Genomic DNA, 25702 nt, shown 5'->3' with positions numbered 1-25702 from the left:
TAAAAATGAATATTAGGAGGTAAAACAAATGGCACTGAATAATATAGGAAATATGATGAAGATTATGAATGCATGGAATATATTTAAAAGAAACCACCCGAAATTCCCGGCATTCTGCAATGCAGTTTCCAAACGGGCTTTAAAGGAGGGCAGCATCATGGCGATCACGGTTACCACACCGGATGGCGAAAAGATTGAGACGAATCTGAGAATAAAGGCAGAGGATCTGGAGCTTTTGAAGGAACTGACCAACTGACAGAGTGCGAAAGAGGATTGTGAATGTCCGCTTTGCATCAAAGACTGAGATTGCTCAGGGTTTCTGAAAAAGGAGTGAAAATAAAATATGAATGATATAAAGCGGCTGGCAGGATATATCGGGCCATATAAAAAAGATATGATGCTTGGTGCTTTGATGGTAATGATCGAGACAGCATTTGAGCTTGTCATTCCGATCATGATCGCGGATCTGATCGATGTCGGGGTGGCAAACCACGATCTTGCCTACATTTATTCCAAGGGCTTTCAAATGGGGATCTGTGCACTTCTGGCTCTGGTGACGGGGCTTCTGTATGCACAGTTTGCAGCGAGGGCTTCTTATGGATGGGGAGCGAAGATCAGGGAGGCAGAATATGCAAAAGTGATGCAGTATTCTTTCTCAAATCTGGATCATTTTGATACCTCGTCTCTGATCACGCGAATGACCACGGATGTCACGGTTCTGCAGAATCTGATCAATTCCGGCTTCCGTCCGGTGACGAGAGGGCCGTCGCTTCTGATCCTCGGCATCGGTCTTTCTTTCTGGATGAATCCGAAACTTGCCATTGTTTTTCTGGTGTGTACGCCGGTTCTTGGCATTGTTTTATTTCTGATCGTCCGGAAAGTGGCTCCTATGTATACAAAGCTTCAGACAATCGTTGACCGTCTGAACCATGTTGTGCAGGAGGGTGTGACAGCGATCCGTGCGGTCAAGGCGTTTGTCCGCGGAGAGTACGAAGAAGAAAAATTTGATGCAGTAAATACAGATCTGAGTGTTTCAAGTGAACAGACTTTTCACTATGCGGTGCTGAATCTTCCGGCATTTCAGGTTGTCATGTACAGTGCAATCGTACTGATCATGTGGTTTGGCGGAAATATGATCTTAAGCGGTAGTCTTAAGGTTGGTGATCTGACCGGATTTTTAAGTTATGTCATGCAGGTTGTCAACGCTCTGATGATGATCGCAAATGTTTTTCTGCTGCTGACGAGATCTCTTGCCAGTGCACATCGTATCGCAGAAGTGCTGGATGAGAGGATTGTTCTGAAGTCTCCGGAAAACGGGGTACAGAAGGTCAAAGATGGAAGCGTGGATTTTGAACAGGTATCTTTTAAATATCACAAAGATGCGAAAGCGTATGCACTGTCAGATGTTGATCTGCACATCAAGGCCGGGCAGACGATCGGTGTGGTCGGTGGAACCGGAGCCGCCAAAACGACGCTCGTGCAGCTGATCCCGAGGCTTTATGATGCGACCTGCGGCACGGTGAGAGTTGGCGGTGTGGATGTAAAAGCATATGATCTTCATGCACTGCGGGCGGCAGTCGGAATTATTCTGCAGAAAAATGAGCTTTTTTCCGGAACGATACGTGATAACCTGAAATGGGGCGATCCGGATGCAGATGACGAAAAAATCTGGCATGCATGCCGTGTGGCATGTGCGGATGAGTTCCTGGAGCGTTTTCCGGACGGACTGGACACCATGCTTGTGCAGGGAGGAAATAACCTGTCCGGCGGGCAGAAACAGAGACTCTGTATCGCAAGAGCACTTCTTGCCAGTGCGAAGATTCTGATCTTTGATGATTCTACCAGTGCAGTCGATACGGCGACGGAAAAGAAGATCCGCAAAGAGCTGGAAAAACTTGGCGATGTGACAAAAATCATCATTGCACAGAGAATTTCTTCTGTGATCCATACGGATCGGATCGTGATCCTAGATGACGGTAAGATCCATAATATCGGAACGCATGAACAGCTTCTTAAGGAGGATGCAATTTATCAGGAAATTTATGCTTCTCAGATGAAAGGAGGAAACAGCGATGGCATCGAAAACGAAGAATGTTAAACGGCCGGAAAATATGCAGCACACACTGCGGATTTTTGTTTCTTATCTTGGACGGCATAAATTTATGCTTCTGATCGTCAGTATTCTGGTAACGGTAAGTGCCCTTGCAAACCTTCTTGGAACTTACATGATACGTCCGGTTGTCAATAATCTTGCAAATGGGGATCTGCATTCACTTGCCATCGGAGTGCTTGTGGCAGCCGGCATTTTTGCCATCGGAGCACTGGCAGCCTGGGGCTATTCTCAGACGATGGTAAAAGCTGCCCAGCAGGTTGTTTTTGATATTCGAAGAGATTTGTTTGCACATATGCAGACACTGCCGCTTCGCTTTTTTGACCAGAAGCGACACGGCGATATCATGAGTCTGTTCACAAACGATATTGATACGATCGCAGATGCTCTCAATAACAGTTTTGCGATGGCAATCCAGAGTTTTATCCAGATGATCGGAACCCTTGTGATCCTATATATTCTGAACTGGAAACTGTCGCTGATCGTGACGGTCTGCTATGGCATCATGTTCTGGTATATGAAATTCAGCGGAGCAAAAAGTAAGGTTTTTTATGCGAAACAGCAGCAGAGCCTTGGTGGGCTGGACGGCTATATTGAAGAAATGGTCAGCGGTCAGAAAGTAGTTAAAGTCTTTAATCATGAACAGGCAAGTCTTCAGGAATTTCTGGAGAAAAATGAAAAACTGCGAAAAGAAGGAACCGGTGCACAGTCTTATGCGGCAACGATGGTTCCAGTAGTCGTAAGTATATCTTATATTAATTATGCAATCGTGGCAGTTCTCGGAGGAATTCTGGCGATGCGTGGGATGGCGGATGTCGGAAGTCTTGCAAGTTATCTGGTGTTTGTGCGTCAGGCGGCACTCCCGATCAATCAGTTTACACAGCAGAGCAATTTCCTGCTCTCCGCACTTGCCGGAGCAGAGCGGGTGTTTGATGTGATGAATTTGGAGCCGGAAGTGGACGAAGGGGATGTGACGCTTGTCAATGTCAGAAAAGAAAACGGCATCCTGAAAGAATGTCAGGAAAAGACCGGAAAATGGGCATGGCGTTCAAAAGATGGAGAACTGACAATGCTTCGCGGTGATGTCCGTTTTGAAAATGTTGATTTTGGTTATACGAAAGAGCATATGATCCTGAAGAATATCAGCCTGTATGCAAAACCGGGACAGAAAATTGCTTTTGTCGGATCGACCGGAGCCGGAAAAACCACGATCACCAACCTGATCAACCGCTTTTATGATGTGCAGGGAGGAACGGTGGTTTACGATGGAATTGATGTGCGAAAGATAAAGAAAGATGCACTGCGACACTCTCTTGGCATCGTGCTTCAGGATACGCATCTGTTTACCGGAACCGTAGCGGATAACATCCGCTTTGGAAAACTGGATGCAACACAGGAAGAGATCGAGAGGGCGGCACGCATTGCAAATGCACACTCTTTTATCAGACGACTGCCAGATGGTTACGATACCATGGTGACGGCAGATGGGGCAAATCTTTCCCAGGGACAGCGGCAGCTTCTGGCGATCGCAAGGGCAGCAGTAGCCGATCCGCCGGTTCTGATTCTTGATGAGGCGACATCCTCTGTTGATACACGAACCGAAGAACTGATCGAAAAAGGCATGGATCAGCTGATGGAAGGAAGGACCGTGTTTGTTATCGCACATCGATTAAGTACCGTGCGAAATGCCAATGCGATCATGGTACTGGAGCAGGGGAAGATCGTCGAGAGAGGGGATCATGCAGAACTGTTGGAACAAAGAGGGAAATATTATCAGCTTTATCATGGAATGTTTGAGCTGAGCTGAAAGTTATAGGTTTTTCTTTTTCAGTGCAGAAAATGAAAGGAAAATGTTATAGAGTGCCGGACGCAAAAAGACAGGGCACGTGACACGCATCGTTTCCTGTTCGATTTGTGCCGTCTATGATCCGCCGTTCGCTGGAACTCGCAGCTTCGCTGCTCAGACACCGCTCGGCGGCGGAAACTAGACACAAATCTCACGACGGAAACTTGCTACCGTCACTGTACCGCTGTCTTTTTTGCTGTCTGGCACAATCTACATTTCATATCTTTTCTTTTTTACTGTATTGAAAGAAGAAATAGCCTCCGGCGGATTGCAGAGGTGCACATTAAGAAAATCTCTACCGTAAATTTTATTTGCCGTTCTGAAAATATATCTGCTCTTCTTTTATCGGGGAATAGCGAATCAGTTCTTTTGCTTCCAGATTTTCTTTATGCATATCAACGGCACTGATCTGATGATTATCATACGTCGTGTAATAATAAATCCCTTTATCGGCATTGCAGCAGGAGGTGTAGATCGTGATTTCATATTTTCCTTCGGCAACTTCGCAGCAGCCTCTGCTCTGTTCCACGGAACCTAAAATATGGAAAAACTGGCTTACACTGGAAGCTTCGCTTTCATCAGAAATAGCGTGCATTTTGGTGAATGCCACGCGGATGAAACGCGACTGAGAGGAGAGGTCTCCCGGAAGTCCGAGTGCACCCATGCCGCGGCTGTAAGTGTTCAGGTTTAATTTATCGGAGAAATGATTCTCCGGTGATTTTGCGGAAAGCTGCATATAATTGTTGAGCTGAAACAGCTGCAGGTCAAACGGTGGATTATTGGTCAGTACACCGACCGGGTTGTCATAAATTTTCATGCCATCTGCAACACATTCTACGGTGATGCTTTCGCTGCGGTCAGCGATCAGCCAGTGCAGGCTGGATGATGGAAACTGGTCGCTGAACGGTGTGTCACATAAATTCATGCGGCCAAGAAAGCTCCTTACTTCTTTTACGGTGGCACACTGTCCTAAAATCCAAGGAATAAATTCAAAAGATGCGATATTTTCTTCTGAATCAGAAAGCGGCTGGTAATGAGCATTTCCGACAAAATTCAGTCCTGCCATGCCAAGTCCTTTTTCGTTGATGGCATCGTAATAGAGCGGATAATTGTCGGCACAGCACGCCATGCCAATCAGTGCATAGTGATTTTCCAGTGTTTTTGTGTGGCGGAAAACGAAAGGATAGTTTCGTGGTGTAATGATGATCTCATCACCATAGGAAAATTCATAGTCTAAAGTACGTCCGAAATAAAAATCTTTTGTTTTATAAGTTGCTGCGGTACACATATTCAATTCCTCCAATATAGTTGGGGACTTTTGCCCCAATATCATACATTTTGATGTGTGAAAAATTCAGAGCATCTCATTTTTTAAAACAAATTCGTTTTTGTGAAAATCTAAGATCCCTTCTTTTTTCATACGGGAAAGTTCTTTTGACAGGGCACTGCGGTCCAGATTCAGGTAGTCTGCCATTTGCTGCCGGTCGAACGGAATCTGAAAACGATGGTTGCCGTGTTTCCGGGACTGTGCGGACAGATAGGTCAGCAGTCGGCTGCGAACTGTTTTTGAAGAAGTGCAGAAAATCCGTTCTGAGAGCATCAAATTTTTGCGGCTGCACATTGCAAGAAGGCTGCGTTGTATTTTCGAATACCAGGAAGAAGTGCAGTTTTTTTCCTGTAAAACTTTCAGATTCAAAAAAAGAATTTCGCAGTTGCTGGCGGCAACGGCATCTACCATCATCGGTTCCCGGCACAGGGCATAGGTTTCTGCAAAAATATGTCCTTCATTCATATTTCCCAGAATGCTCTTATTTCCCCAGAAATCAATGTTTTCTACATTTACGCTTCCGGATAAAACATTGCCGATTTCAGAAACAGTGGAACCGGTAGAAAATATAATATCATTCTTTTTGTAAGAAGCCGTCCGCAGACAGCCGGAAGTCTTCATTTGTTCCAGTTCCTGATCGGAAAGGCTCTGAAACAGAGGCAGTTCTAAAAAGTTCATAAAGTCTCCTGTCAGGTCAAAACAACAGTATGCGGAAAAATAGTACTGTTGACATTTAACGGTATTTTGATTGTGATTCAGTGGTTATAACCACCGATTTTTCTCAGATGTTATGTTAGGATCAGGTCAAAGTCAGGCAGAGATTTTAGACCGAAAAAAATGGTTTGACAGAAAATCTGCTGGCTTTGTTCAGCATCATACTACACGGAAAACAGAAAAGCAAGGGGCACTGTGAAGATATGGACAGTGATTGAAAAAAATTGCTGTCTGCCCGGCAGTGAAAAAAGATTTCAGGTGTGATTATTAGGAGGAATATAGATAAATGATAAGAAAAATTATTGAGATAAACGAAGAAAAATGCAATGGATGTGGTTTATGTGCGAAAGCCTGTCATGAAAATGCGATTGGTATGGTAAATGGAAAGGCAAAATTATTGCGGGATGATTATTGTGACGGACTGGGAGACTGTCTGCCGACCTGCCCAACCGGAGCGATCACGTTTGTTGAGCGGGAAGCAGCGGCATATGACGAAGCAGCTGTGGAAGCAAATAAGAGAAAAAAGAACAGGCAGTGGCCGATCCAAATTCAGCTTACGCCGGTCAATGCCCCTTATTTTGACGGGGCAGATCTTTTGATCGCAGCAGACTGTACTGCGTTTGCATACGCAAATTTTGCAAAAGAGATCCAGAAGGGAAAAATCACGCTGATCGGATGTCCGAAACTGGATCCGGTTGATTACAGTGAGAAACTTACGGCAATCCTGGAACAGAATGATGTGAAAAGTGTGACAATCATAAGGATGGAAGTGCCATGCTGCGGCGGAATTCAAAATGCAGCTGTGACAGCAATGAAAAAAAGTGGTAAGTTTATACCATGGCAGGTGCTTACAGTGTCGGTAGAGGGAGAAGTTTTATGAAAAGAGCAGTTTAAAATGTAGCTGGTCGTTGTGTTCTAGGCATCGTCTTCATCGTGAGATTTGCTGCCGATTATACCGGCAACCACAGCAACCACGCAGGAAACGATCACAGCCGCAAGGACGGCGATAGAGATAATAGCAATGATCATATAAATTCCACCTTTCTTTTCGGTTTGAGAATGGTAATGCCAGAGATAAAGTACCCGATCGTCTTTTAACCCTGTCATCAGTGGAATTATTATAGCACAAAATCAGAAAAAAAACAGTGAAAACTTTACAGGAAAGAAAGAGAAGTGCTATAATGAGCAAAAATGACAATGGGATAAAAAGTTTTATCCAGGAATGATGGGAGGATTTAAAAATGCAGTTAGAAGCATTAAGAAAAGACATGGTAGCAGCTATGAAGGCAAAAGATAAAGAACGCAAGGAAGCAATTTCTTCTCTGGTTTCTGCAGTAAAAAAAGCAGCGATCGATGCCGGATGCAGAGATGATATTCCGGAAAGCATGGTTGATCAGGTAATTCTGAAAGAGCTGAAAACAGCAAAAGAACAGATCGATACCTGTCCGGACTCCAGACAGGACCTTAAAGCAGAATATCAGTTCCGTTACGATGTGATCAAAGAATATGCACCGGCTCAGATGAGTGCAGAAGAGGTTAAAGTTTACATTCAGGAAAAATTTGCCGAGGTCGTTGCTACAAAAAATAAAGGCATGATCATGAAAAATGTAATGGCAGATATGAAAGGAAAAGCAGACGGAAAAGTCATCAACCAGGTGGTTGCAGAACTCTGCAAATAATCATTCATGGAAAAAAACAAAACAAAAAAAGCATCAGTTTGTCCGGTGGCGAAAAAATGCGGCGGCTGTGAATTTCAGGGAATGCCTTATGCAGAACAGCTCAGGCACAAAGAAAAACGTGTGCGGATCCTTCTGGATTCTTTTGGAAAAGTACATCCGATCATCGGAATGAAAGATCCGTATCATTACCGCAATAAAGTGCATGCTGTGTTTGACCGTGACCGCAGAGGCAATGCGATTTCCGGTGTTTACCAGAAAGGCACACACAAAGTTGTTCCGGTGGACTCCTGTATGATCGAAGATCAGAAAGCAGATGAGATCATCGTCACGATCCGAGGACTTCTGAAATCTTTTAAAATCAAAACGTACGATGAAGATACACAGTATGGGCTTTTGCGTCATGTGCTGATCCGGCGTGGATTTTCTACCGGAGAGATCATGGTCGTGCTCGTCACGGCATCGCCGATATTTCCATCCAAGAACAATTTTGTCAAAGCACTGCGAAAAGTTCATCCGGAGATTACGACGGTCGTTCAGAATATCAACGACCGGGGAACCAGCATGGTGCTTGGGACACGAGACGTCGTTCTCTATGGAAAAGGATTTATCGAAGATAAACTCTGTGGCTGCACGTTCCGCATTTCTGCACAGTCGTTCTATCAGGTCAATCCGGTACAGACGGAGATCCTCTATCAGAAAGCAATCGAAGCGGCGGGACTGACCGGAAAAGAAACCGTGCTCGATGCGTACTGTGGGATCGGCACGATCGGTCTGATCGCAGCATCAAAGGCAAAACAGGTGACCGGCGTAGAACTTAATAAAGAAGCTGTCCGTGATGCCATTAAAAATGCAAAGCGAAATCAGACAAAAAATATCACTTTCTACTGCGAAGATGCCGGAGAATTTATGCTGAAAATGGCTGCAGAAGATCAGCAGCTGGATGTTGTTTTCATGGATCCGCCGCGCAGTGGCAGCAGTGAAGTATTTCTGGATTGCCTTGCAAAACTGGCACCGAAAAAGGTGGTTTATGTTTCCTGTAATCCGGAAACGCTGGCAAGAGATCTTCGCATTTTAAAGAAAAAAGGCTATCAGATGCAGGAGGCCTGGCCGGTTGATATGTTTCCGTTTTGTGATCATATTGAGACGGTTGTCTTGCTTTCCAAGGGTGAGGTCGACTCGAAAAAGATTCGGGTTGAGTTCTCTTTGGAAGATATGGATATGTCCGAATTTCAAGATGGGGCAACCTACACCCAGATTAAGGACTATGTGCTGGAGCATAGCGGGTTAAAGGTATCCAACCTGTATATCTCACAAATTAAGCGAAAATGTGGGATTGGGGTTGGTAAGAACTATAATTTGCCGAAGTCCGAGGATTCCAGACAGCCCCAGTGTCCACCGGAAAAAGAGAAAGCAATCCGAGAAGCATTCAAATATTTTGGGATGATCTAACATCCAGCAAAGTGGAGGTTTCTTATGGATAGGTTGATTTCTTGTGAGTTCAACATGGATAATGCCTGTGTGGAACTGAAATTCTTAGATGGCAGTATGATTGCTATTGATACAATAGCCGTGGAGAATGAGGTTGCTGACAATATGTATCAGCGGTCAGAGCTGGACTATCTAATCTACAATGACCCGATTGGATATGCAGACTTGATATTGAACGGAAACCCCGAAATTTATCTAAAAACTGTAACTGAATGTAAACCCTTAGATTAAAACTCAGCCCTCTGCCTTTTCATTGGCAGAGGGCCGTTTTTTGCTTAACAGTTATTGAGCATCCCTTAATTGCTCTACAACACTGCATTTCGCTGCGTTGTCATACATCATGCAAGGAATCAGCCACCCCAGCAGAAGAAATACCGGAATTGTCAGCAGGACAGGCAGAATGGTGAATCGATACTCAAAGAACCAGAACATACTGCCCAGCATTTTTCCCGCAAGAGGTCCCACCGCCAGCGACAGAATAAAGGCCGCCGCTACAGAAGACATTGCGTAAAACAACCCCTCGTAGATCAGCATGGTTTTGAGCTGCCGGTTTGTCATTCCTACAGCCTGAAGCACAGCAAATTCACGGCGGCGGGAAAGAATACCGGTCATCATGGCGTTGAAGAAATTTAAGAGTCCCACCAGCCCAATGATAGCACAGAGGATACCACCTATCAGAAGGAACATCTGCCGGAACTGAGCAAATTCAGAGCGAGCCGTGGCCTTGCTTTCATACATCAAGGGCGAAAACTCACCGGCAGTGAGCTTCGATAGATATTGCTCTGCTTCGGCCTCGTCAACTTCGTCCGCTGTGTCGAACAGGTAGAGCATCGGAATGGCCGCACCACCGCTGTCCCTCTGTGCGGTATCCACAGACAAAACCGCCTCATATCCAATACCATCATAACGATAACTCATGGAAAACGGAAGCTCTACCAAGGCGCAGACCGTGTACTCTACATCTCTGGCTCCATACAGTTTTTCCTGAAGGTACTCCTCCGGTGTATCTTCGGTGCAGAGTTCCCCGGTGCGGCTGTCGATATATTTCACATCGTCCGTATAGGTAGCGGTAATCGTGTCTCCCACCTTGGGGTAGTATTCAGGATTGGGCAGATTGCCGTAGTCATCTAAGGAAACCGCAATGGCAATAGCGTTATTGTTTGGCTCCAGCATAGGAGAAATATCTCCGTCGAATACTTGCAGCTTGTCAAACAGGCTGTTATCCAAAGCCTCAATTCTGGTCTTTCCCATCACCATATTGCCCCGGTGCTCCATGCGGCTCATATGGCTGTCCACCTGCTCAGCACTTTCGAACAATGCATAGTCCTGCCGCAGAGCATCCTCCGTCATCCAAAGATATACGGGTTTTCGCACAGCATATCCCGTGCCGGAAAGACTGGACTTTGTGTTTGCTGCGATCTCTTCGATCTGTTCCGGCGTGATGAATTCATCTGCCGGGTTGTAATGGAAATAGTCGGGCGTGCTGACGATAAAATCGGCGCAGGTCATGAAGGATACATACTTCTCCATGCTGAAGCCGCCCACAAAGGCACACAGTGCATTGAACAGCGTCACCGACAGTGCCAGAGACACCACCACCAGCACCGTCTTTTTTTTGTTTCGTCCCAGATTGGCAAAGGCCATCTGATGGAGCTTCGCTCCCCGGGTGCTGCGCTGTTTTTTCTTGGTCTGCATCGCATCTGTATATTTGGTAGCCTCCACCGGAGAAACCCTGGCTGCCATTTTCCCGGGCTTGGAGCAGGACAAAAGCACCGTCAGCAGGGCAAACAGCACGGAGCCAACAAAGATCACAGGCGAAGTGCTGATGGTGGTGATGCCTGCATCCAACTGGGTGGAGCGCAAGACAACAGGCACCAGAACAGCGCCAATGCCATAGCCCAACAGCAGCCCCGCCGGAATGCCGATCAGACAAAGCAGAAGTGCCTGCTGGCGAATGATGCGTTTGAGCTGCCGGGGCGTTGTGCCAATGGTTTTCAGAAGCCCGTAAAACCGGATATCCCCCGCAACAGAGATCTGGAAAATGTTATAGATGATAAGATACCCGGTGAAAATCACCAGCAGCAAAAAAGCTGCTATGGCGATCACAAGTTCCGGATCGAGCTGCGACTCCAGCTGGGATGAGGTATATCCCCAGTTGACGCCGATTCGAACGCTGTTGGGATCGGTATAGCTGTCCCATGTGTAGCCGAGATCGGTATCCACCTGCTCCATCTGCCCTTGAATGTTTGTACTGGAAGCCATCATGACATTCAGGTCAGTGCGGAAGGGCTGTAGCCCTGTTTTCACTGCCTGCGCTTCGATGTCATCTGCGTAATCACGGCTGATGTTGATGTAGTGAACAGGCATTAGTTCATCATAGTCCCAATAGCCTACCAGCGTAAAGGTATCTGTTACAGTAAAGGCGGTTTGATCCTTGTCCGTAATGGAATAGGAAACCGTGACCTCGGCGCCCAGCTCCGGCGTTACGCCAAGCAGCTGCAACGCTGCCGTATCCATGGTTACCTCTTTGCCGCTTTCGGGCATCCGTCCGGTAGTAGGGGTTGCATAGCTCCATTTAGTGCAGTTGGCATCCATGTAGCTGATCTCTGCCGGTATTTTGGCAAAGACCCCCTCCGCAGTGATACCGATTACCTTCCGTGCCCCCGTAGCTTTCACCTTTGGGTGGGCAGCGATGCGTTCCGCCTGCTCGGGGGAAACATCCTTAAAGGTGCCATGCGCATAGCCGCCTACCTGCCGAAACTGGTAGGTTTCATAACTGGCGTTCAACGACAAGACAATGGTGAACATGGACGTAAATAGCAGCGTTGTCAGCGCAATGGCAAAAATGGCGATCAGATTGCGACGACGGTTCGCATAAAGAGATTTTAAGCTGAGTTTTCGAATACATTTTCGATTTTTGACATTCATCGTAGCCACCTCCCGTTAGTTCTGGGAGACGATCCGACCGTCTTCGATACGGATAATGCGGTCTGCCATCTGCGCAATTTCTTCGTTGTGAGTGATCATTACGATTGTCTGGGCGAACTTTTGACTGGTGACTTTCAAAAGGCTCAATACATCCTGGCTGGTTTTGGAATCCAGATTGCCGGTGGGTTCATCTGCCAGAATGATAGCGGGTGCTGCCGCCAGCGCACGGGCAATGGCTACTCGCTGCTGTTGACCGCCTGAGAGCTGATTGGGCAGCGCATCCAGACGATCATCCAGCCCAAGTGTCTGTACAATTTGCTGTACGAAATCCTTATTGACCTTGCCACCGTCCAGCTCAATGGGTAGAACAATATTTTCATACACATTCAGCACCGGAACAAGATTATATGCTTGGAACACAAAGCCGATTTTCCTGCGGCGGAAGATGGTCAGCGCTTCCTCCTTCAGGGAGAAAATATCCTGTCCGTCCACCATGACCGTGCCACTTGTAGGGCGATCCAGCCCGCCCAGCATGTGCAGCAGCGTGGATTTGCCGGAGCCGGATGTGCCGACAATTGCAACAAATTCGCCCTTCTTTACACTTAAATCAACTCCATCCAACGCATGAACTGCGTTATTGCCGGAGCCATAAATCTTTTTCAGGTTTTTTGCCTGTAAAACTTCCATAAATGAGTACCTCCATGAAAAAATCTGTATGTATGAAAGGAAATGATCCTTTGATACATACAGATTATCGCATAGGAATCTTTCCACATTCTTTCCGGCGGAAAATGAAATCTAACAGTTTTGATAGAATTGTTGTTATTTCGGCAGAAATATGGAAAACGTACTTCCTTTTCCCGGAACGGAAGCAACCTTGATATAACCGCCCTCGCCGGATATGATCTGTCGGGCAAGGTATAAGCCGATGCCGACCCCTTCTTGTTTCTGCACACTATTCGAGCGGTAAAAGCGAGCAAATATCTTCGCTTGCTCAGTTTCCGGTATGCCTGAACCGGTATCCGATATATCGATCCTTGCAAACATTTCATAGCTTACGGCAGAAATAGTAATGGTGCCATGCTCTGTATATTTGATGGCGTTGTCTACGATATTAGCCAGCGCTTCCGCTGTCCATTTGAAGTCGAATACAGCAAAAGCATCGGTATCTTGCAGTTGCAAAGACAATCCTTTTTCAGAAACCTTGGCGGCATATTGTTCTACTACGCTTTCAAGCAGCGGCTGCAGCGCTGCCGGCTGGGGGGAGAGTGAAATGATCCCGTTTTCCAGTCTGGAAAGCTTTACGAGAGAATCGATCAGAAATCGCAGCTTTTCCGATTGTTTGTACAGCGCCTCCACATTTGCCTTCGCCGATGCAGGCAGAGTTTCCTCCATCAAAAGCTCGCTGTATAACAGCAGATTTGCAATCGGCGTTTTCGTTTGGTGGGAAATGTCCGCAATCAAGGTCTTGATTTTGTCTTTTTCCTGCGCTACATTTTGAGAAGATGCTTCTGCGGCGGAAAGATAGTGCGCAAACTTCGTTTCCAATGCAGATAGCTGGCTTTCATCAAAATTGGTTTCAGAAAAGGAGCCGGTCATGGCAGCGTCCAGCATCCTTTCGATTTCTTCCATCGTTTTTCTGATCTTCCTCCGCTCCCATAATACAGCAGCTATCGCCGCCAGAAAACATAGCAGTATGATCACAATGCCGGTTTTATTCATCTTTTGTCACCCAGCTATAACCGATTCCGTAGATGGTTTTAATGTATTTCTGTGCGCCAAGCTTATCCCTCAGACGCTTGATCGTAACAGACAAAGCATTTTCATCCACATATTCTGCGCCATCTGTCCAGATCCGGTCGACAAGGTCTCCACGGGTCATGGTTCGGCCTCGGTTTTCAACAAGCAGACGCAGTAATTTTTGTTCTGTTTTGCTCAATTCAACTTTTGAATCTCCCACATAAAAGGTCATAGCCTCAAAGTCAAAGTGAAATAGATCCATATGGAACGGCGCATTTTTATGGTTTGACACTTGCTTTCGCAGTTGGGTATTCACCCTTGCACGCAAAACCGAAAGAGAAAAGGGCTTGGTAATATAATCATCAGCGCCCCTCTCCAGTCCGTCTACGATGTCCAGATCGGTGTCATTGGCAGTCAGCAGAATAACAGGAATATAGGGTGTGTTTTCCTTGACCTCCCGGAGCAGCTCAAGCCCACTGCCATCCGGCAGATTGATATCCAGCAGGATCAGGGATACACCGCCGCAAAGCAGCTGTTCCTTCGCCGCTTTTAGGTCTTGGCAGGAAATGATCTGACGGTCATCTGCTTTCAGTGCTTTACTTAAACCCTGATTCAACCCTATATCATCTTCAATAATCAATAATTGTTCCATGTATCTCACTCCCTCGTTATTCAAAGGCCACCATTATTTCCTTGGGTAATTTTTCGTTCTCACAGTTCAGAAGATAGGCGATTGCTCTGCTTGCAAATTTGTTTGTTTTCACTGTATCCCAATCGGCAAGCAAAATGACCTCTGCCTTGCCGTTCTCAAAATCTAATGATACTTCGCCCCATTCGCCGTCGCAGTCTGCCTGATATTCGTAGATTGCGGCGGCGATTTTCTTTTTTCGCTTGATCTTGGATTTCTGTTTTAGCCGGACTGCATGGATTGCGCCCTCGGCAACCAACAATTCCGTCAACTTGTCCACTGCTTTTCGGTAGGCTCGTTCTGCACCGCTGGCTGTACTGCCCTCAAACATAACCGCCAGTTCTTCAAAGGTGGGGCGGTCTTTCCATGAGCTGACACGCCCACAGGTCATGCAAATTGCTAACCGTTTTTCGAGCAAGGTCTGTTCCCGGTAATTCAGTTTCTCAAATGCCCGCTGCACCTTTTCTGCCTGTATGCCGTTCCAGAGGATATCGGTATAGTTCCAGCTATCGTCAAGGGCTACATCCTCGCCTGTTTCTTCGCCGTCCTCGTCTGTGACATAGAAAGGCTGCTGATTGCGGATTCCACGGACAACTTTCAGATATTCTTCCGCAAGGGCAAGATCGCAGTTGTATTTCTTGGAAAATTCGTTGACCGCATCCTTGGTATTGTGGTACAGCCAAGCCATTGACCGCACCATTTTGTAATTGGTCAGAGAGGACACCGACCATTTTTCTTCGCCCATGCGAAAACGGAGCATAGCATCCCGGATGAACGGGAAAATGTATGTAGCATACTCTGCACCCTTGGCAAGGTCATAGTCCATCAGCTTTTGGAGCATTTGCTCCCGGCAGGAGAGCTTTATATCTATAAATCGGTTTGTGTCGTACAGATCGCCGCCATCCACACCGAGAAAGTCTTTGATGCGCTTGTTAAGCTGCGGCTCGTAGTGGTGTAGGAAGAATGAGAAATATATCAAATTCTTTTCCTGCAAGGCAGACAGGATATATTCGTTCAGATTGCCCACCGCTGGAGGCTCCGGTTCCAGTTGGAAGATGCGCTCTGCCGCATAAGGAATGATGCCGTCACCGTGCGGATTGACAGCGTGTTTTGGTATGTATCCGGTCATGTCCCATGAAAAATCACTCAGCATAGCGCACCTCCTTTCTCATTTCTATAAGAATCCCTTAAGACATTCTTTCATAAAAAGCATGAAGTATTTCTGCCAATTCCTGCGGTGATTCAATATTAACTTCATGTCCGGCACCAATAATCGTTTTTAATTCCACGTTCTTAAGCAATTCTGCCAATTCAATAGAAGCATTTTTATTCGCAGTATCTTTCTCGCCATATAACAATAGTGTAGGGCATGATATTTTGTGCAGAGAGTTGTTAAAGTCCAACTCCATCATGGTTTCGCATAGAAGTAAGAAATCAGCTTTTCTAAATCCCATTTGTTGAAACATGGATTTAGGCATAAATCTAAAGAGAAGATTTTGAAATTTCAGAAGCTTCTTGGGCATTTTATATTGTGTGGCGATAAGCACCAAGGAGCGAACTTTTTTCGGATATTGTATAGCATAGTTCAGAGCTAATACGCCCCCAAGCGATAAACCGCACAAATCAATAGGCTCATCATATTGATTGCAGTAATCTGAAAATGCAGCATATAGATTATCATAGGTCACTTCTTTGCTATGAACTAAATCAGGAAGATTCGGACACAAGCTGTAATCAGTAGTTTGCAAAATATCTATTGTTTTTGTCCAACTGTCAGATGTTTGTCCTAATCCATGCACATATATTTGTTTCATATTGTTCCCCCACTAAATATGTATCTTAGCTTCTGCAAGCAAAGCAGCCTGTTCCATTTCTTTTTCATAAGCTCCTTTGGCATAAGCAACATCACTTTTTGCCCGGAGTTCTTTATCTTTTGCCAGTTTCTTCATGACCTCCGCAAGGTCAGCGTCCAGAGTACCACGCTTTACATAGCGATTTATGGTGTTCAGCCTCTTTTCATATATCTGGATAATCGGATGATCGTCTGCAAGCTCTCGCTGTTCTCTGCCTTTTAGATTGCCGATCTGCCGGCAAGTGCGGTGCAGCTTGTCCCCCGATGCATAGCCGCCGCAGTATTTGGTGTGCCTTGCGTTGGTGGTGAGGAACCACTTGCCGCAGATTTTGCATTTTTTCGGGGCATGACCAACACATAAGCCCTCAAAAAGATCAGACCGGAACATCCCTACAAAGGATACATAGTGCATCCGCTTGACCAGCTTCGCAACTTTTTCGCCGGGACGGATGACGGATACATACTGAACGGAATTGTTCAGGGTAGACATCCAGGCATTGCCTTCCGTGATGGAAAACTCCGGCGGGAAATAGCTGCCGAACATTTTTGCAAAACCCTCTGCGGTGCGGTCTGCTTCGTTGCCGTCTGTTTTTTCTGCAAAATCAAGCATGGACGTTTGGTATTCCCCAAGGGAGTATGCCAGATGCCCGAAAACTGCGGTATAGCGTTGGAGCATCATCGCATCGGTAAAGTTCTGGATTTCTTCAAATTGCAAAGAATTGGTTGCGGCTTTTATGGCAAACTCCACATATTTCAGCGCATTGTCCACAGTAAAGACTTTTTCAATCCGTTCTCTGTGCTTTGAGATATTCATATAGGAGAACGGCGGTGTTTGACTGAGAATATCGAGCATCGTCAGAGCAGCTTCCTTTGCAATAGGACAGAGTGCAGAAGCATCCTGTCCGGCGTTTAATATTCCAAGCAGCAGATTGATTTTCTCGCATTGCTCGTTTATTTTTGCAATGGTATTCACAGGAATATTCAGTGCATCACAGGCAAGCGTACCGACAGGAAATGTTTTGCTCTCATATATGACCGTATCCTGCCAGAAATCCAATGTCATCAATTCTTGATTCATGCTTGCCCTCCTGTCCTGTTTTTTCATTTTTCTAATTATATCATGTAAATGTGAAGAAATCTACGTCCTCAGATAAGTTGTCCTGTTTTTTGAAACAGGATTGTCCTGTCATTAGCCTGTTTTTTGAAAAATCCGTCATAACCATAATAGAAGGAGCGAAGCACCTGCCAATCACGGCGGGTGCTTCGTGCTTTCCAGAATATTATGAACGGAGGGTTTTCTATGACAATCTATGAAACCATCAAGGCGGCAATCAGCGTCAAGCAAGCCGCCGAACATTACGGGCTGAAAGTGAGCCACAACGGCATGGCTTGCTGCCCGTTCCACAACGACAGGCATCCGAGCTTGAAGCTGAATGAGGACTATTTTTTCTGCTTCGGCTGCGGAGCCAAAGGGGATGTGATCGACCTTGTGGCAAGGCTGTTCAATCTGAGCAGTTATGAAGCAGCGCAAAAGCTGGCTTTGGACTTCGGGCTTGACCCGAAACCGCCCACTGCCGCAGCTATGGTCAAGCCGAAGCGTCCCTATATCCGTCAGTTCCGGGAGGATGAAATGCTGTGCTTCCGGGTGCTGACGGATTATTTGCATCTGTTGGAAGATTGGAAAGTGCGCTATGCTCCCAAGACACCGGAAGATGCTCTGGATGACCGTTTTGTGGAAGCCTGCCAGATGCACTGCCATATCGAATATATGGCAGATGTGCTGACGGTGGGTGATCTGGAAGAACGGGTGGCATTGGTGGACAAGCTGATGCAGGACGGCAAAATTGCTTTTCTGCAAGAGTATACCGCACGAAAGAAAAAGGAGGTGGCGCACCATGGCGAAGAACCGGAAAACGCCTGATATGAACTTGCCCATGTGGTTTGACGGGCAGAACATCAACGAAGCTCTGTTTTGTGAAGAATTTCTGCAAGAGCGCAGGATCATCTTCGCAAACGGAGCTTTTTTCACGCCCGATGGTCGAGTGACGGACGATCTTCCTCTGCGTGGGGAGATTTACGACAAGCTGAAATTCTGTGCCGTAAACAATATCCCCCGGAAGATCACCAACATTCTGGAAGTGCTGAAACTGGAAGCGCAAGTGCCGGACTTTCCACCGGAGCAGGATCGGATTCATTTGTCCAACGGTACGCTGCTATTGAACGGCACATTTACCGAGGGCAGACCGGCTATCGTGCGGAGCCGTTTGCCGGTTGCTTACAATCCCGATGCTACTGCGCCGGTGATCTGGCTGAACTTTCTGGATGGGTTGCTTTACGCCGAGGACATTCCAACTTTGCAGGAGTTTATCGGCTATTGCCTGATTCCCTCCAACAAGGGGCAGCGCATGATGGTGATTAAAGGCAACGGCGGCGAGGGTAAATCTCAAATCGGTGCGGTACTGTCTACCATCTTCGGCACGAATATGAAAGACGGCAGCATCGGCAAGATTTCTGAAAACCGCTTCGCCCGTGCCGATTTGGAACACATTCTCCTGTGCGTGGATGATGATATGCGGATGGAAGCTCTGCGCCAGACCAACTATGTAAAATCCATTGTCACCGCACAGGGCAAGATGGATTTGGAACGCAAAGGCAAGCAGAGTTATCAGGGTTGGATGTTCGCCCGATTGCTGGCATTCAGCAACGGTGATCTGCAAGCCTTGTATGACCGCAGTGACGGATTTTATCGCAGACAGCTTGTGCTGACCACCAAGGAAAAGCCAGTGGACAGAGCCGATGATCCTGACCTTGCAGAGAAGATGAAAGCTGAAGCCGAGGGTATCTTCCTGTGGGCATTTGAAGGCTTACAGCGGCTTGTTGCCAACAACTTTAAGTTTACGGAGAGTGACCGTATCCGGGAAAACCGGGAAGCGGTCAAGCGTGACAACAACAATATCTTTGATTTCATGGAGTCGGAGGGATACATCCGATTGAAAGCGGATGCCTCCATCAGCTCCAAGGATTTCTATGAAATCTACCGGATGTGGTGCGAGGAAAATTCCCTTGCTCCGCTGAAAGCCCGTAGCTTCAGCGACGCCATGATTGCCAATGCCAAGAAATTTAATCTGGAGCATTGCAACAACATCACCAACTCTGCTGGACGGCGGGTATGGGGATTTATGGGTGTGGAGGCTGTGGCAAGATCTCATATAAATGGGTTTTACGGAAATTCGCCGTGTACGTACGTACCGGATGACATTCCGGAGGAATGGCGGCAGGTCGAGTAAATCCCATTGGCTGGTACGTATGTACGCAGCAAAAGAGCGTAAAACGCTCGTGATAGAAACAGCACATTTCTTCTGTTTGGGCTGTTTCTATGTCCACGGGATTTTGCAAAAAGTACCGTGGACGGGCAGTGAAAAATACGGTTTTCACTGCTGCCGTCTGCGAGAGCAAGTTTCGCAAAACGGCTTGATGCAGACGGGCTGACCACAAGAAAAGTTGCAGACATTTTCGCCTTGGTCAGCAGAGGTCACCGCAGTGTCCGCATTCCCCCTCGGGAGAGCCCTCGGAGAGCCCACGGCACTTTGCAGCCAGTATGGATGAAAGTGTCATAGTGGGTTATTACACTTTGAAAAAGTGCCTCTCCGTAGCTCCCCGCTGTCTGCAAATTCCAAAGAAAGGACAAAAAATCCATGGCAAGAAATGATGGAATAGACCATACCGTAGCCAGAAATCAGGACTTGGGAAACCCGGCAGATGTGGCTAAGGTACAGGAACACAATGAGCGTGAAAAGGACAGCTACAGCAATCAGGACATCGTGCCGGAACGCACTTCTCTGAACGTCCATTTCAAAGCACCCACGGACGATTATGTAAAAATGTTTGAGCAGATGGAACAAGACGGCGTGATCTCCACCAGAGGTTTGAAACCGGATGCCGTCAAATACGGTGAGTTGGTATTTGATGTGAATTCCGCTTATTTCTACAATCATGGCGGCTATGAATTTGCGAAACAGTTTTATGCCGATGCCTACAAAGCTGCTGCGGAGATCGTAGGTGGTGAGCAGTATATCCTCTCCGCTGTGATGCACGCCGATGAGCGCAACCGGGCAATGTCCGAAGCTCTGGGCGAGGAGGTGTACCACTACCACCTTCATGTGGTTTATATCCCGGTGGTGGAAAAGCAAATCCTTTGGTCGAAGCGATGCAAGGATGAAGCCCTCCGGGGAACCGTTAAGGAGGTCATCACACAGGTCAGCCGCAGTAAGAAATGGGAGTCCAAGCCGGTGCTTGACGAGGACGGTAATCCAATGTTGAACGCAAAAGGAAAAAAGATTTTGAGGTCATCCTACAGTGTGTTGCAGGATGACTTTTTTCATTTCATGCGAGTTGCCGGATATACCGATCTGGAGCGTGGAGAACGTGGAAGCACCGAGGAACATCTGACTGTGACCCAGTTCAAGGTGCAGGCAGAACAGCAGCGGCTGGAAGCTGTGACCGGGCAGGTGGCACAGGCAGAACAGAATTTGGAGGATGCCAAAGCTGCCACAGCAAAACAGAAAAAGAAACTGGAATCTTTGCAAAAGGAAACCAAGGCGGCAAAGACCATTGCGCTGACAGTGCAGGACATTGAAGCAATGGGCAAAAAAGCCACATTCGGAAACAATATCACGCTGACACCGGATGAATGCGACACACTCAAACGCTATGCGGTCAATGGCATTATCGCCAATGCTGACAACAAGCGTCTGAAAGAAAAACTGGCTTCCGCAGAAAAGACGGTTTCCATCTGGAAGCAGCGGTATGAAGCGGTAAACGAAAAATATATGGAACTCAAACAGAAAGCCCAACCCTTTCTGGATGCACTTGAAATCGCATCCGAAAAGGTTCGGGCTTTTATCAATTCTATCCTCATCAGAGGAAAGGAAACACAGGAACACGAACACCCTGCCCGGAAGCGTGGACAGGATATGGAACTTTGATGGAGGAATCGCCTATTGAAGAAATATTATGAGGAAGCGAAATATAATGCGGCATTTGACCGCTGTGTGGATGTTATGAGCCAGATGCTCCAGAAATATGGACATCAGGTTTTGGATAAATTGGAACAGGACGCACCGCAGGGAGTGGAGCATTCCGAGGAAAGTAATCAAGCGCAGCTTTTGACGGATAAGGCTGCGTAAAATTTGCAATGTACACGTTGCGTATTCGCTATGGCTATGCTATAATGATTACGCAACGTGTATTTTTTGCTTTTGTGGAGAAAAGACGGATGGATTGTAAAAACAGAATTATAAAGTTGCGTGAAAGTACAGGACTGAATCGGAAAGATTTTTGCAAGCTCGTCCATATTCCTTACCGGACTATGACTGAATGGGAATTGGACAACCGCCATGCACCGAATTATGTGCTGTGGCTTTTGGAGTATTATATCCGCAACGAGGGACTTATGGTAAAAGGAAGGAATGAGGGAGGTGGAGATTCTGAAAAAGAAACAACTTAAATGCTATCTTTATACAAGAGTGTCCACCTCGATGCAGGTTGACGGATACAGTTTGGATGCCCAACGTGACAAGCTACGGAAGTATGCGGCATACGAGGATATGATCGTTGCCGGGGAGTATTCTGACGAGGGATTTTCCGGCAAGAACATTCAAGGGCGGCAGGAGTTTCAACGGATGCTGAATGACATCCAGGACGGCAAAGATGATGTTTCTTATGTGTTGGTCTTTAAGCTGTCCCGATTTGGCAGAAATGCAGCGGACGTTCTGAACTCTTTGCAACTCATGCAGGATTTCGGTGTCAATCTGATCTGCGTGGAGGATGGCATTGACAGCTCCAAGGATGCAGGAAAGCTGATGATCTCTGTGCTGTCTGCGGTGGCAGAGATTGAGCGAGAAAATATCCGCACACAGACAATGGCAGGACGTGAGCAAAAGGCTCGTGAGGGCAAATGGAACGGCGGTTTCGCTCCATATGGATACAAACTGGAAAATGGAAACCTTGTCATTGCAGAGGATGAAGTGGAAGTTATCCGAGTAATCTATGATCGTTATATTCATACAAACGAGGGTGTTACAGGAGTTGCAAAATATCTGAACCGCAATGGTTATGTAAAGAAACTAAGACAGAATAATACCATTCCGGGATTTTCAAGAGATTTTGTGAAAAATGTATTGTACAATCCTGTTTATATGGGAAAGATTGCTTACGGCAGACGAAGAACAGAAAAGAAACAGGGTACAAGAAACGAGATGCACGTGGTTGAGCAGTCGGAGTTCCCGGTTTATGAAGGACAGCACGAAGCTATCATTTCCGAAGAAGATTGGTATCTGGCACAGGAAAAGCGCAAGATCAATTCTTTCAAGCGGGAAAAGGTCAACAATCCAGACCACGCACACATCCTGTCCGGTATCTTGAAATGCCCATGCTGCGGCAAGAGTATGTACGGCAATATCGCCAAGGCACACAGCAAGGACAAGAAAACACGGTATTATTACTACTGCAAAAATACGGTTACACCCACAGGGCATGAGTGTAGCTTCCGGCTCAATATCGAGCAGACGGAAATCAATAAATTTGTGGCAAAGATCATTTCCGCTATGGTCAATAATCCCCGATTTGTAGAAGCAATTCAAGCGAAAATCGGAACGGCGGTTGATACAGAGGATATGGAAAAGCAGATCGCCGTTCTGCAAGGACAGCTAAAGCAAGCCTTTGGAACGAAAAGCCGCTTGGAGCGTCAGATGGATACCTTGGACATCAACGATGCCCACTATGACAGAAAAATTTTGGATTTGCAGCGCCGATATGATGAACAGTATGATACGATAGAGGAAATCGAAGTTCAGATTGGCGAATTGCAAAGTCAGATACGCAGCATCCAGCAGGAGAAAATCTCCGGCGATAACATTTATCGGCTCTTACTGGCATTTGATGAAGTCTACCATTCCGCAACGGAAGCAGAACAGAAAGAGTTTATGAAAGCCTTTATCGAGCGAATTGAGATGTTCCCGGAAAAGAGAAAAGACGGAAGCTGGATAAAGAAGATTGTATTCAATTTCCCTGTGCCTATTGATGGCGAGGAAGTGAAAGAACTTCCCTTGGAAACTGAAACAACTGTCGAGACGGTCTGTTTATTATCATGTAAATAAGCGGTTTTACAGGCTTTTATGAGTGGAGTTCAGTCTATTTGCCACCCATTTGCCACCGTAATTTTTAAAATCATCACTGAACAAAGAAAAGGGAGTGAACACGCTGAACAATCAGAGGATTCACTCCCACTATTTTTATTTATGACGTTTTTGCTTGTGTGATTTTTTCAAATAGATCAATATGAGGGACTTTAGGAATTTCTTTTTTATATCAGAGCATGAACGACTGGAACGAGAAAAAAACAGTTCACAGACAGTATTTTCTTTGAATTATGTCGATGGTATTTTAGATGGAAGGTATGATTTGGAAGATAATAAATCTGCAAGAATGTACCATTTTATTGTTAAGCTGCTGAAAGGATATTTACCACCAGACAAAGATGTACTTGACTATTTCCTTATGTTTTCAGATGTATCGAAAAGAAGATACAAAGGTGTTACATCGAATTTTATTGATGAAGGCATTTACTGGCAGTTAAATGAAATGCACATAACAGGCAAGCTGTCGAGGGTTATTAAAGATATTGATAAACTTAAGAAGAAGCTCCTTAAAGATACATATTGGAACGATGAAATGATAAAAAATGATATCGCAACAGGATTTACAAGATATGTTGGGGCATTTGACTTCCAAGGTGGAAAACTGATAGCAATGATTGAGAAAGAAGATAATGCGAGATGTATTGGTGATTTGCTTGTAGCCAACTTAGATAAAAAAAGAGGAATGGTAGCATTAAATATCGAAACTGGTGCATATGAAATTCAGTATATAAGAGAGCTGACTTCGGAGGAAGTGAATATGATATTCAGCGGATTTCATATTGTAGATGTTGCATATCGTATAAGTGTCGAAAAGTACTTTTAAGTAAAGTGCATGCAAGGAAAGAATTGAGGTGATATACTATGAGAACTTATAAAAAGAGAATTATTACAGATGTTGTGAGCGTTGGCATGCTGCTTTTGGCGGTTGGATTAATCTTGCTTATGCACAGATATATGGGAGATGTAAAGTCAATTTATCTTCCAGAGGCAAAAACAACGGGAATGCCATTTAATATTGGATTCAGGTGGTCAGTAATTCTCGGAATGATTGGCGTAATACTGATTCAAGTGGTTATGTATGTGTGGACTTATTGCAATAAAAATTGGAAACTTTTTACCTGGGCAACGGGAATATGGATATACTCAGCCATAGTGTTTGAGTATGTGTCATCGTCCAGTAAATTGGGTTTCTTCTTTATATTGAGAGATAATCTGCAATATAGCAATCCGGATATTATATATTCCGTTTGGGCGAAAGCTAATATGCTTGTATATGCAATATTGTTTGTTATAGGGCTTATATATTTATCAAAGTGGCTATTTGGTACAAATGAAAAATCGCCAACTACACCGAAGGTGCGAAAGTTTTTTCCTGTTATTTTTATTATTTTAGGGACATTAATTCTAGTCGTAGAAACATATAAAAATTCCTGGTATTTAATATCTTGCATTGTTGCAAGCATGGTATCTTGGAGATTATTGAGCAAACTAGAAAAAGTATGTGAACCATATATGGATGAAGAAATATCAGATTCGCTTGTTGTGTTAATCTTTGGCTTTTTACTGGATTTTTTTATTGAGGAACTATCATACAAAGATCCAGACGAATAAAGATGTACACATCATTTGATAATGGAAAAGGAGATATTAATGCTATGAAAATGAAAAATTTGCAGGAAAGAATATATCAAAACAATTGGATAAGGGTTTTAATGTTACAGATTTAAATAAAGAGTTTTGCCTTTTATACGGAGAGGTGGCAGAAGCGTATGAGGCACATCGTAAGAAAAAAGAAGATTTCGGTCTGGAATTAGCTGATATAGCGATTTATTTGCTTGGAATCGCAGAAATCATAGGAGTTGATTTAGAGCAGAAAATTCTTAAAAAGATGGAGATTAACGAGCAGAGAGAATATCAACAGGTAGATGGTGTGCTGATTAAATTTGAGCCAAGAGAAAAATAGTGCAGAATGGAGGGATTGATGATGGTACACAATATGAAATTGAAATAAGGCTACCGCAATCCCACTGGCTTTAGACGGTGGGTTAAGGTAGCCAAAAATCAGAAATTATAGTATACTCATGGCATGGGAACCTGGAAATCTAAAAACAGACACAAATACCTATTACAA

Annotated in this window: 26 protein-coding genes; 17 read left to right on the top strand and 9 right to left on the bottom strand. The window is 45.5% G+C overall.

Annotated elements, in window-relative coordinates:
* Nucleotides 1-28: 28 nt before the first annotated feature.
* From LKD42_RS10090 to LKD42_RS10080, 3 genes are all read left to right on the top strand, one after another.
* A complete protein-coding gene (locus LKD42_RS10090; protein WP_022119908.1) occupies nt 29-256 on the top strand; it encodes a hypothetical protein in 228 nt (75 codons plus the stop codon).
* An 87-nt stretch (nt 257-343) separates the two neighbouring features.
* On the top strand, nt 344-2098 hold the full coding sequence (locus LKD42_RS10085; RefSeq protein WP_248835604.1) for an ABC transporter ATP-binding protein: 1755 nt from the start codon (nt 344-346) through the stop codon (nt 2096-2098).
* A complete protein-coding gene (locus LKD42_RS10080) occupies nt 2073-3917 on the top strand; it encodes an ABC transporter ATP-binding protein (protein ID WP_248835603.1) in 1845 nt (614 codons plus the stop codon). Before LKD42_RS10085 ends, LKD42_RS10080 begins: the two co-directional genes overlap by 26 nt.
* A 346-nt stretch (nt 3918-4263) precedes the next feature.
* Here LKD42_RS10080 and bsh read toward each other — a convergent pair whose 3' ends face one another.
* Complete coding sequence (gene bsh, locus LKD42_RS10075) at nt 4264-5244, bottom strand: choloylglycine hydrolase (RefSeq protein ID WP_173898249.1); 981 nt, start codon at nt 5242-5244, stop codon at nt 4264-4266.
* Nucleotides 5245-5310: 66 nt separating this feature from the next.
* Entirely contained in the window at nt 5311-5961 is a 651-nt protein-coding gene (locus LKD42_RS10070) for a Crp/Fnr family transcriptional regulator (RefSeq protein ID WP_248835602.1), read from the bottom strand.
* Nucleotides 5962-6283: 322 nt separating this feature from the next.
* Between LKD42_RS10070 and LKD42_RS10065 the strand changes: the two genes are divergently transcribed.
* The 4 genes from LKD42_RS10065 (at nt 6284) to LKD42_RS10050 (ending at nt 9395) form a co-directional block, all read left to right on the top strand.
* Nucleotides 6284-6877, top strand: coding sequence for an ATP-binding protein (locus LKD42_RS10065; protein ID WP_022120014.1), 594 nt, complete (start codon nt 6284-6286; stop codon nt 6875-6877).
* 361 nt (nt 6878-7238) lie between these two features.
* The gene (locus LKD42_RS10060; RefSeq protein WP_147632808.1) at nt 7239-7676 is read left to right on the top strand and encodes a GatB/YqeY domain-containing protein; all 438 of its coding nucleotides are present in this window, start codon (nt 7239-7241) and stop codon (nt 7674-7676) included.
* A 6-nt stretch (nt 7677-7682) separates the two neighbouring features.
* Nucleotides 7683-9125 carry a 23S rRNA (uracil(1939)-C(5))-methyltransferase RlmD gene (rlmD, locus tag LKD42_RS10055; RefSeq protein ID WP_248835601.1) on the top strand — a complete coding sequence of 481 codons (1443 nt, stop codon included), beginning with the start codon at nt 7683-7685 and terminating at the stop codon, nt 9123-9125.
* A 24-nt stretch (nt 9126-9149) separates the two neighbouring features.
* Complete coding sequence (locus tag LKD42_RS10050) at nt 9150-9395, top strand: DUF6061 family protein (protein ID WP_055199743.1); 246 nt, start codon at nt 9150-9152, stop codon at nt 9393-9395.
* 51 nt (nt 9396-9446) lie between these two features.
* Here LKD42_RS10050 and LKD42_RS10045 read toward each other — a convergent pair whose 3' ends face one another.
* The 7 genes from LKD42_RS10045 to LKD42_RS10015 all read right to left on the bottom strand — a co-directional run bounded on the left by LKD42_RS10045 (nt 9447) and on the right by LKD42_RS10015 (nt 17450).
* On the bottom strand, nt 9447-12092 hold the full coding sequence (locus LKD42_RS10045; protein ID WP_248835600.1) for an ABC transporter permease: 2646 nt from the start codon (nt 12090-12092) through the stop codon (nt 9447-9449).
* 15 nt (nt 12093-12107) lie between these two features.
* Nucleotides 12108-12779, bottom strand: coding sequence for an ABC transporter ATP-binding protein (locus tag LKD42_RS10040; RefSeq protein ID WP_006858253.1), 672 nt, complete (start codon nt 12777-12779; stop codon nt 12108-12110).
* Between the two features lie 135 nt (nt 12780-12914).
* Nucleotides 12915-13814: a sensor histidine kinase gene (locus LKD42_RS10035; RefSeq protein ID WP_119623802.1), complete on the bottom strand. Its 900-nt coding sequence runs from the start codon at nt 13812-13814 to the stop codon at nt 12915-12917.
* The gene (locus LKD42_RS10030) at nt 13807-14484 is read right to left on the bottom strand and encodes a response regulator transcription factor (protein ID WP_119623801.1); all 678 of its coding nucleotides are present in this window, start codon (nt 14482-14484) and stop codon (nt 13807-13809) included. The genes LKD42_RS10035 and LKD42_RS10030 overlap by 8 nt, the downstream gene beginning before the upstream one ends.
* 16 nt (nt 14485-14500) lie before the next feature.
* A complete protein-coding gene (locus LKD42_RS10025; RefSeq protein WP_119623800.1) occupies nt 14501-15673 on the bottom strand; it encodes a sigma-70 family RNA polymerase sigma factor in 1173 nt (390 codons plus the stop codon).
* A gap of 34 nt (nt 15674-15707) precedes the next feature.
* Nucleotides 15708-16334 (bottom strand): alpha/beta fold hydrolase, encoded by a 627-nt coding sequence (locus LKD42_RS10020; protein ID WP_055058962.1) that lies wholly within the window; start codon nt 16332-16334, stop codon nt 15708-15710.
* A 12-nt stretch (nt 16335-16346) separates the two neighbouring features.
* Nucleotides 16347-17450 carry a DUF6076 domain-containing protein gene (locus LKD42_RS10015; RefSeq protein ID WP_117598361.1) on the bottom strand — a complete coding sequence of 368 codons (1104 nt, stop codon included), beginning with the start codon at nt 17448-17450 and terminating at the stop codon, nt 16347-16349.
* A 222-nt stretch (nt 17451-17672) separates the two neighbouring features.
* Here LKD42_RS10015 and LKD42_RS10010 point away from each other — a divergent pair, with 222 nt between their 5' ends.
* The 10 genes from LKD42_RS10010 (at nt 17673) to LKD42_RS09965 (ending at nt 25534) form a co-directional block, all read left to right on the top strand.
* Nucleotides 17673-18293, top strand: a complete 621-nt coding sequence (locus LKD42_RS10010) for a CHC2 zinc finger domain-containing protein (protein WP_039996408.1) — start codon at nt 17673-17675, stop codon at nt 18291-18293.
* The gene (locus LKD42_RS10005) at nt 18268-19659 is read left to right on the top strand and encodes a DNA primase family protein (protein WP_248835599.1); all 1392 of its coding nucleotides are present in this window, start codon (nt 18268-18270) and stop codon (nt 19657-19659) included. Before LKD42_RS10010 ends, LKD42_RS10005 begins: the two co-directional genes overlap by 26 nt.
* Nucleotides 19660-19678: 19 nt before the next feature.
* On the top strand, nt 19679-19861 hold the full coding sequence (locus LKD42_RS10000) for a hypothetical protein (RefSeq protein ID WP_145985610.1): 183 nt from the start codon (nt 19679-19681) through the stop codon (nt 19859-19861).
* Nucleotides 19862-20067: 206 nt separating this feature from the next.
* Entirely contained in the window at nt 20068-21357 is a 1290-nt protein-coding gene (locus tag LKD42_RS09995) for a plasmid recombination protein (protein WP_119623797.1), read from the top strand.
* 15 nt (nt 21358-21372) lie between these two features.
* The gene (locus LKD42_RS09990; protein WP_021683581.1) at nt 21373-21558 is read left to right on the top strand and encodes a hypothetical protein; all 186 of its coding nucleotides are present in this window, start codon (nt 21373-21375) and stop codon (nt 21556-21558) included.
* A 182-nt stretch (nt 21559-21740) separates the two neighbouring features.
* Nucleotides 21741-21878 carry a hypothetical protein gene (locus tag LKD42_RS15575; RefSeq protein WP_331464864.1) on the top strand — a complete coding sequence of 46 codons (138 nt, stop codon included), beginning with the start codon at nt 21741-21743 and terminating at the stop codon, nt 21876-21878.
* Complete coding sequence (locus tag LKD42_RS09980; RefSeq protein WP_283094996.1) at nt 21859-23529, top strand: recombinase family protein; 1671 nt, start codon at nt 21859-21861, stop codon at nt 23527-23529. Before LKD42_RS15575 ends, LKD42_RS09980 begins: the two co-directional genes overlap by 20 nt.
* A 265-nt stretch (nt 23530-23794) precedes the next feature.
* Complete coding sequence (locus LKD42_RS09975; RefSeq protein WP_248835598.1) at nt 23795-24394, top strand: hypothetical protein; 600 nt, start codon at nt 23795-23797, stop codon at nt 24392-24394.
* A gap of 38 nt (nt 24395-24432) precedes the next feature.
* On the top strand, nt 24433-25182 hold the full coding sequence (locus LKD42_RS09970; RefSeq protein WP_248835597.1) for a DUF2164 domain-containing protein: 750 nt from the start codon (nt 24433-24435) through the stop codon (nt 25180-25182).
* 85 nt (nt 25183-25267) lie between these two features.
* Entirely contained in the window at nt 25268-25534 is a 267-nt protein-coding gene (locus LKD42_RS09965; RefSeq protein ID WP_248835596.1) for a nucleoside triphosphate pyrophosphohydrolase family protein, read from the top strand.
* Nucleotides 25535-25702 lie beyond the last annotated feature (168 nt).

This window comes from Hominisplanchenecus faecis (genome assembly GCF_020687205.1).
Lineage (GTDB): Bacteria > Bacillota > Clostridia > Lachnospirales > Lachnospiraceae > Hominisplanchenecus > Hominisplanchenecus faecis.
This window is presented reverse-complemented; position numbering and strand designations above follow the sequence as displayed.

Bases quoted from the DNA above. Each gene is read 5' to 3' on its own strand.
- LKD42_RS10090 (WP_022119908.1), top strand. From the start codon at position 29: ATGGCACTGAATAATATAGGAAATATGATGAAGATTATGAATGCATGG.
- LKD42_RS10085 (WP_248835604.1), top strand. From the start codon at position 344: ATGAATGATATAAAGCGGCTGGCAGGATATATCGGGCCATATAAAAAA.
- LKD42_RS10080 (WP_248835603.1), top strand. From the start codon at position 2,073: ATGGCATCGAAAACGAAGAATGTTAAACGGCCGGAAAATATGCAGCAC.
- bsh (WP_173898249.1), bottom strand. From the start codon at position 5,244: ATGTGTACCGCAGCAACTTATAAAACAAAAGATTTTTATTTCGGACGT.
- LKD42_RS10070 (WP_248835602.1), bottom strand. From the start codon at position 5,961: ATGAACTTTTTAGAACTGCCTCTGTTTCAGAGCCTTTCCGATCAGGAA.
- LKD42_RS10065 (WP_022120014.1), top strand. From the start codon at position 6,284: ATGATAAGAAAAATTATTGAGATAAACGAAGAAAAATGCAATGGATGT.
- LKD42_RS10060 (WP_147632808.1), top strand. From the start codon at position 7,239: ATGCAGTTAGAAGCATTAAGAAAAGACATGGTAGCAGCTATGAAGGCA.
- rlmD (WP_248835601.1), top strand. From the start codon at position 7,683: ATGGAAAAAAACAAAACAAAAAAAGCATCAGTTTGTCCGGTGGCGAAA.
- LKD42_RS10050 (WP_055199743.1), top strand. From the start codon at position 9,150: ATGGATAGGTTGATTTCTTGTGAGTTCAACATGGATAATGCCTGTGTG.
- LKD42_RS10045 (WP_248835600.1), bottom strand. From the start codon at position 12,092: ATGAATGTCAAAAATCGAAAATGTATTCGAAAACTCAGCTTAAAATCT.
- LKD42_RS10040 (WP_006858253.1), bottom strand. From the start codon at position 12,779: ATGGAAGTTTTACAGGCAAAAAACCTGAAAAAGATTTATGGCTCCGGC.
- LKD42_RS10035 (WP_119623802.1), bottom strand. From the start codon at position 13,814: ATGAATAAAACCGGCATTGTGATCATACTGCTATGTTTTCTGGCGGCG.
- LKD42_RS10030 (WP_119623801.1), bottom strand. From the start codon at position 14,484: ATGGAACAATTATTGATTATTGAAGATGATATAGGGTTGAATCAGGGT.
- LKD42_RS10025 (WP_119623800.1), bottom strand. From the start codon at position 15,673: ATGCTGAGTGATTTTTCATGGGACATGACCGGATACATACCAAAACAC.
- LKD42_RS10020 (WP_055058962.1), bottom strand. From the start codon at position 16,334: ATGAAACAAATATATGTGCATGGATTAGGACAAACATCTGACAGTTGG.
- LKD42_RS10015 (WP_117598361.1), bottom strand. From the start codon at position 17,450: ATGAATCAAGAATTGATGACATTGGATTTCTGGCAGGATACGGTCATA.
- LKD42_RS10010 (WP_039996408.1), top strand. From the start codon at position 17,673: ATGACAATCTATGAAACCATCAAGGCGGCAATCAGCGTCAAGCAAGCC.
- LKD42_RS10005 (WP_248835599.1), top strand. From the start codon at position 18,268: ATGGCGAAGAACCGGAAAACGCCTGATATGAACTTGCCCATGTGGTTT.
- LKD42_RS10000 (WP_145985610.1), top strand. From the start codon at position 19,679: ATGTACGCAGCAAAAGAGCGTAAAACGCTCGTGATAGAAACAGCACAT.
- LKD42_RS09995 (WP_119623797.1), top strand. From the start codon at position 20,068: ATGGCAAGAAATGATGGAATAGACCATACCGTAGCCAGAAATCAGGAC.
- LKD42_RS15575 (WP_331464864.1), top strand. From the start codon at position 21,741: ATGACTGAATGGGAATTGGACAACCGCCATGCACCGAATTATGTGCTG.
- LKD42_RS09970 (WP_248835597.1), top strand. From the start codon at position 24,433: ATGAGAACTTATAAAAAGAGAATTATTACAGATGTTGTGAGCGTTGGC.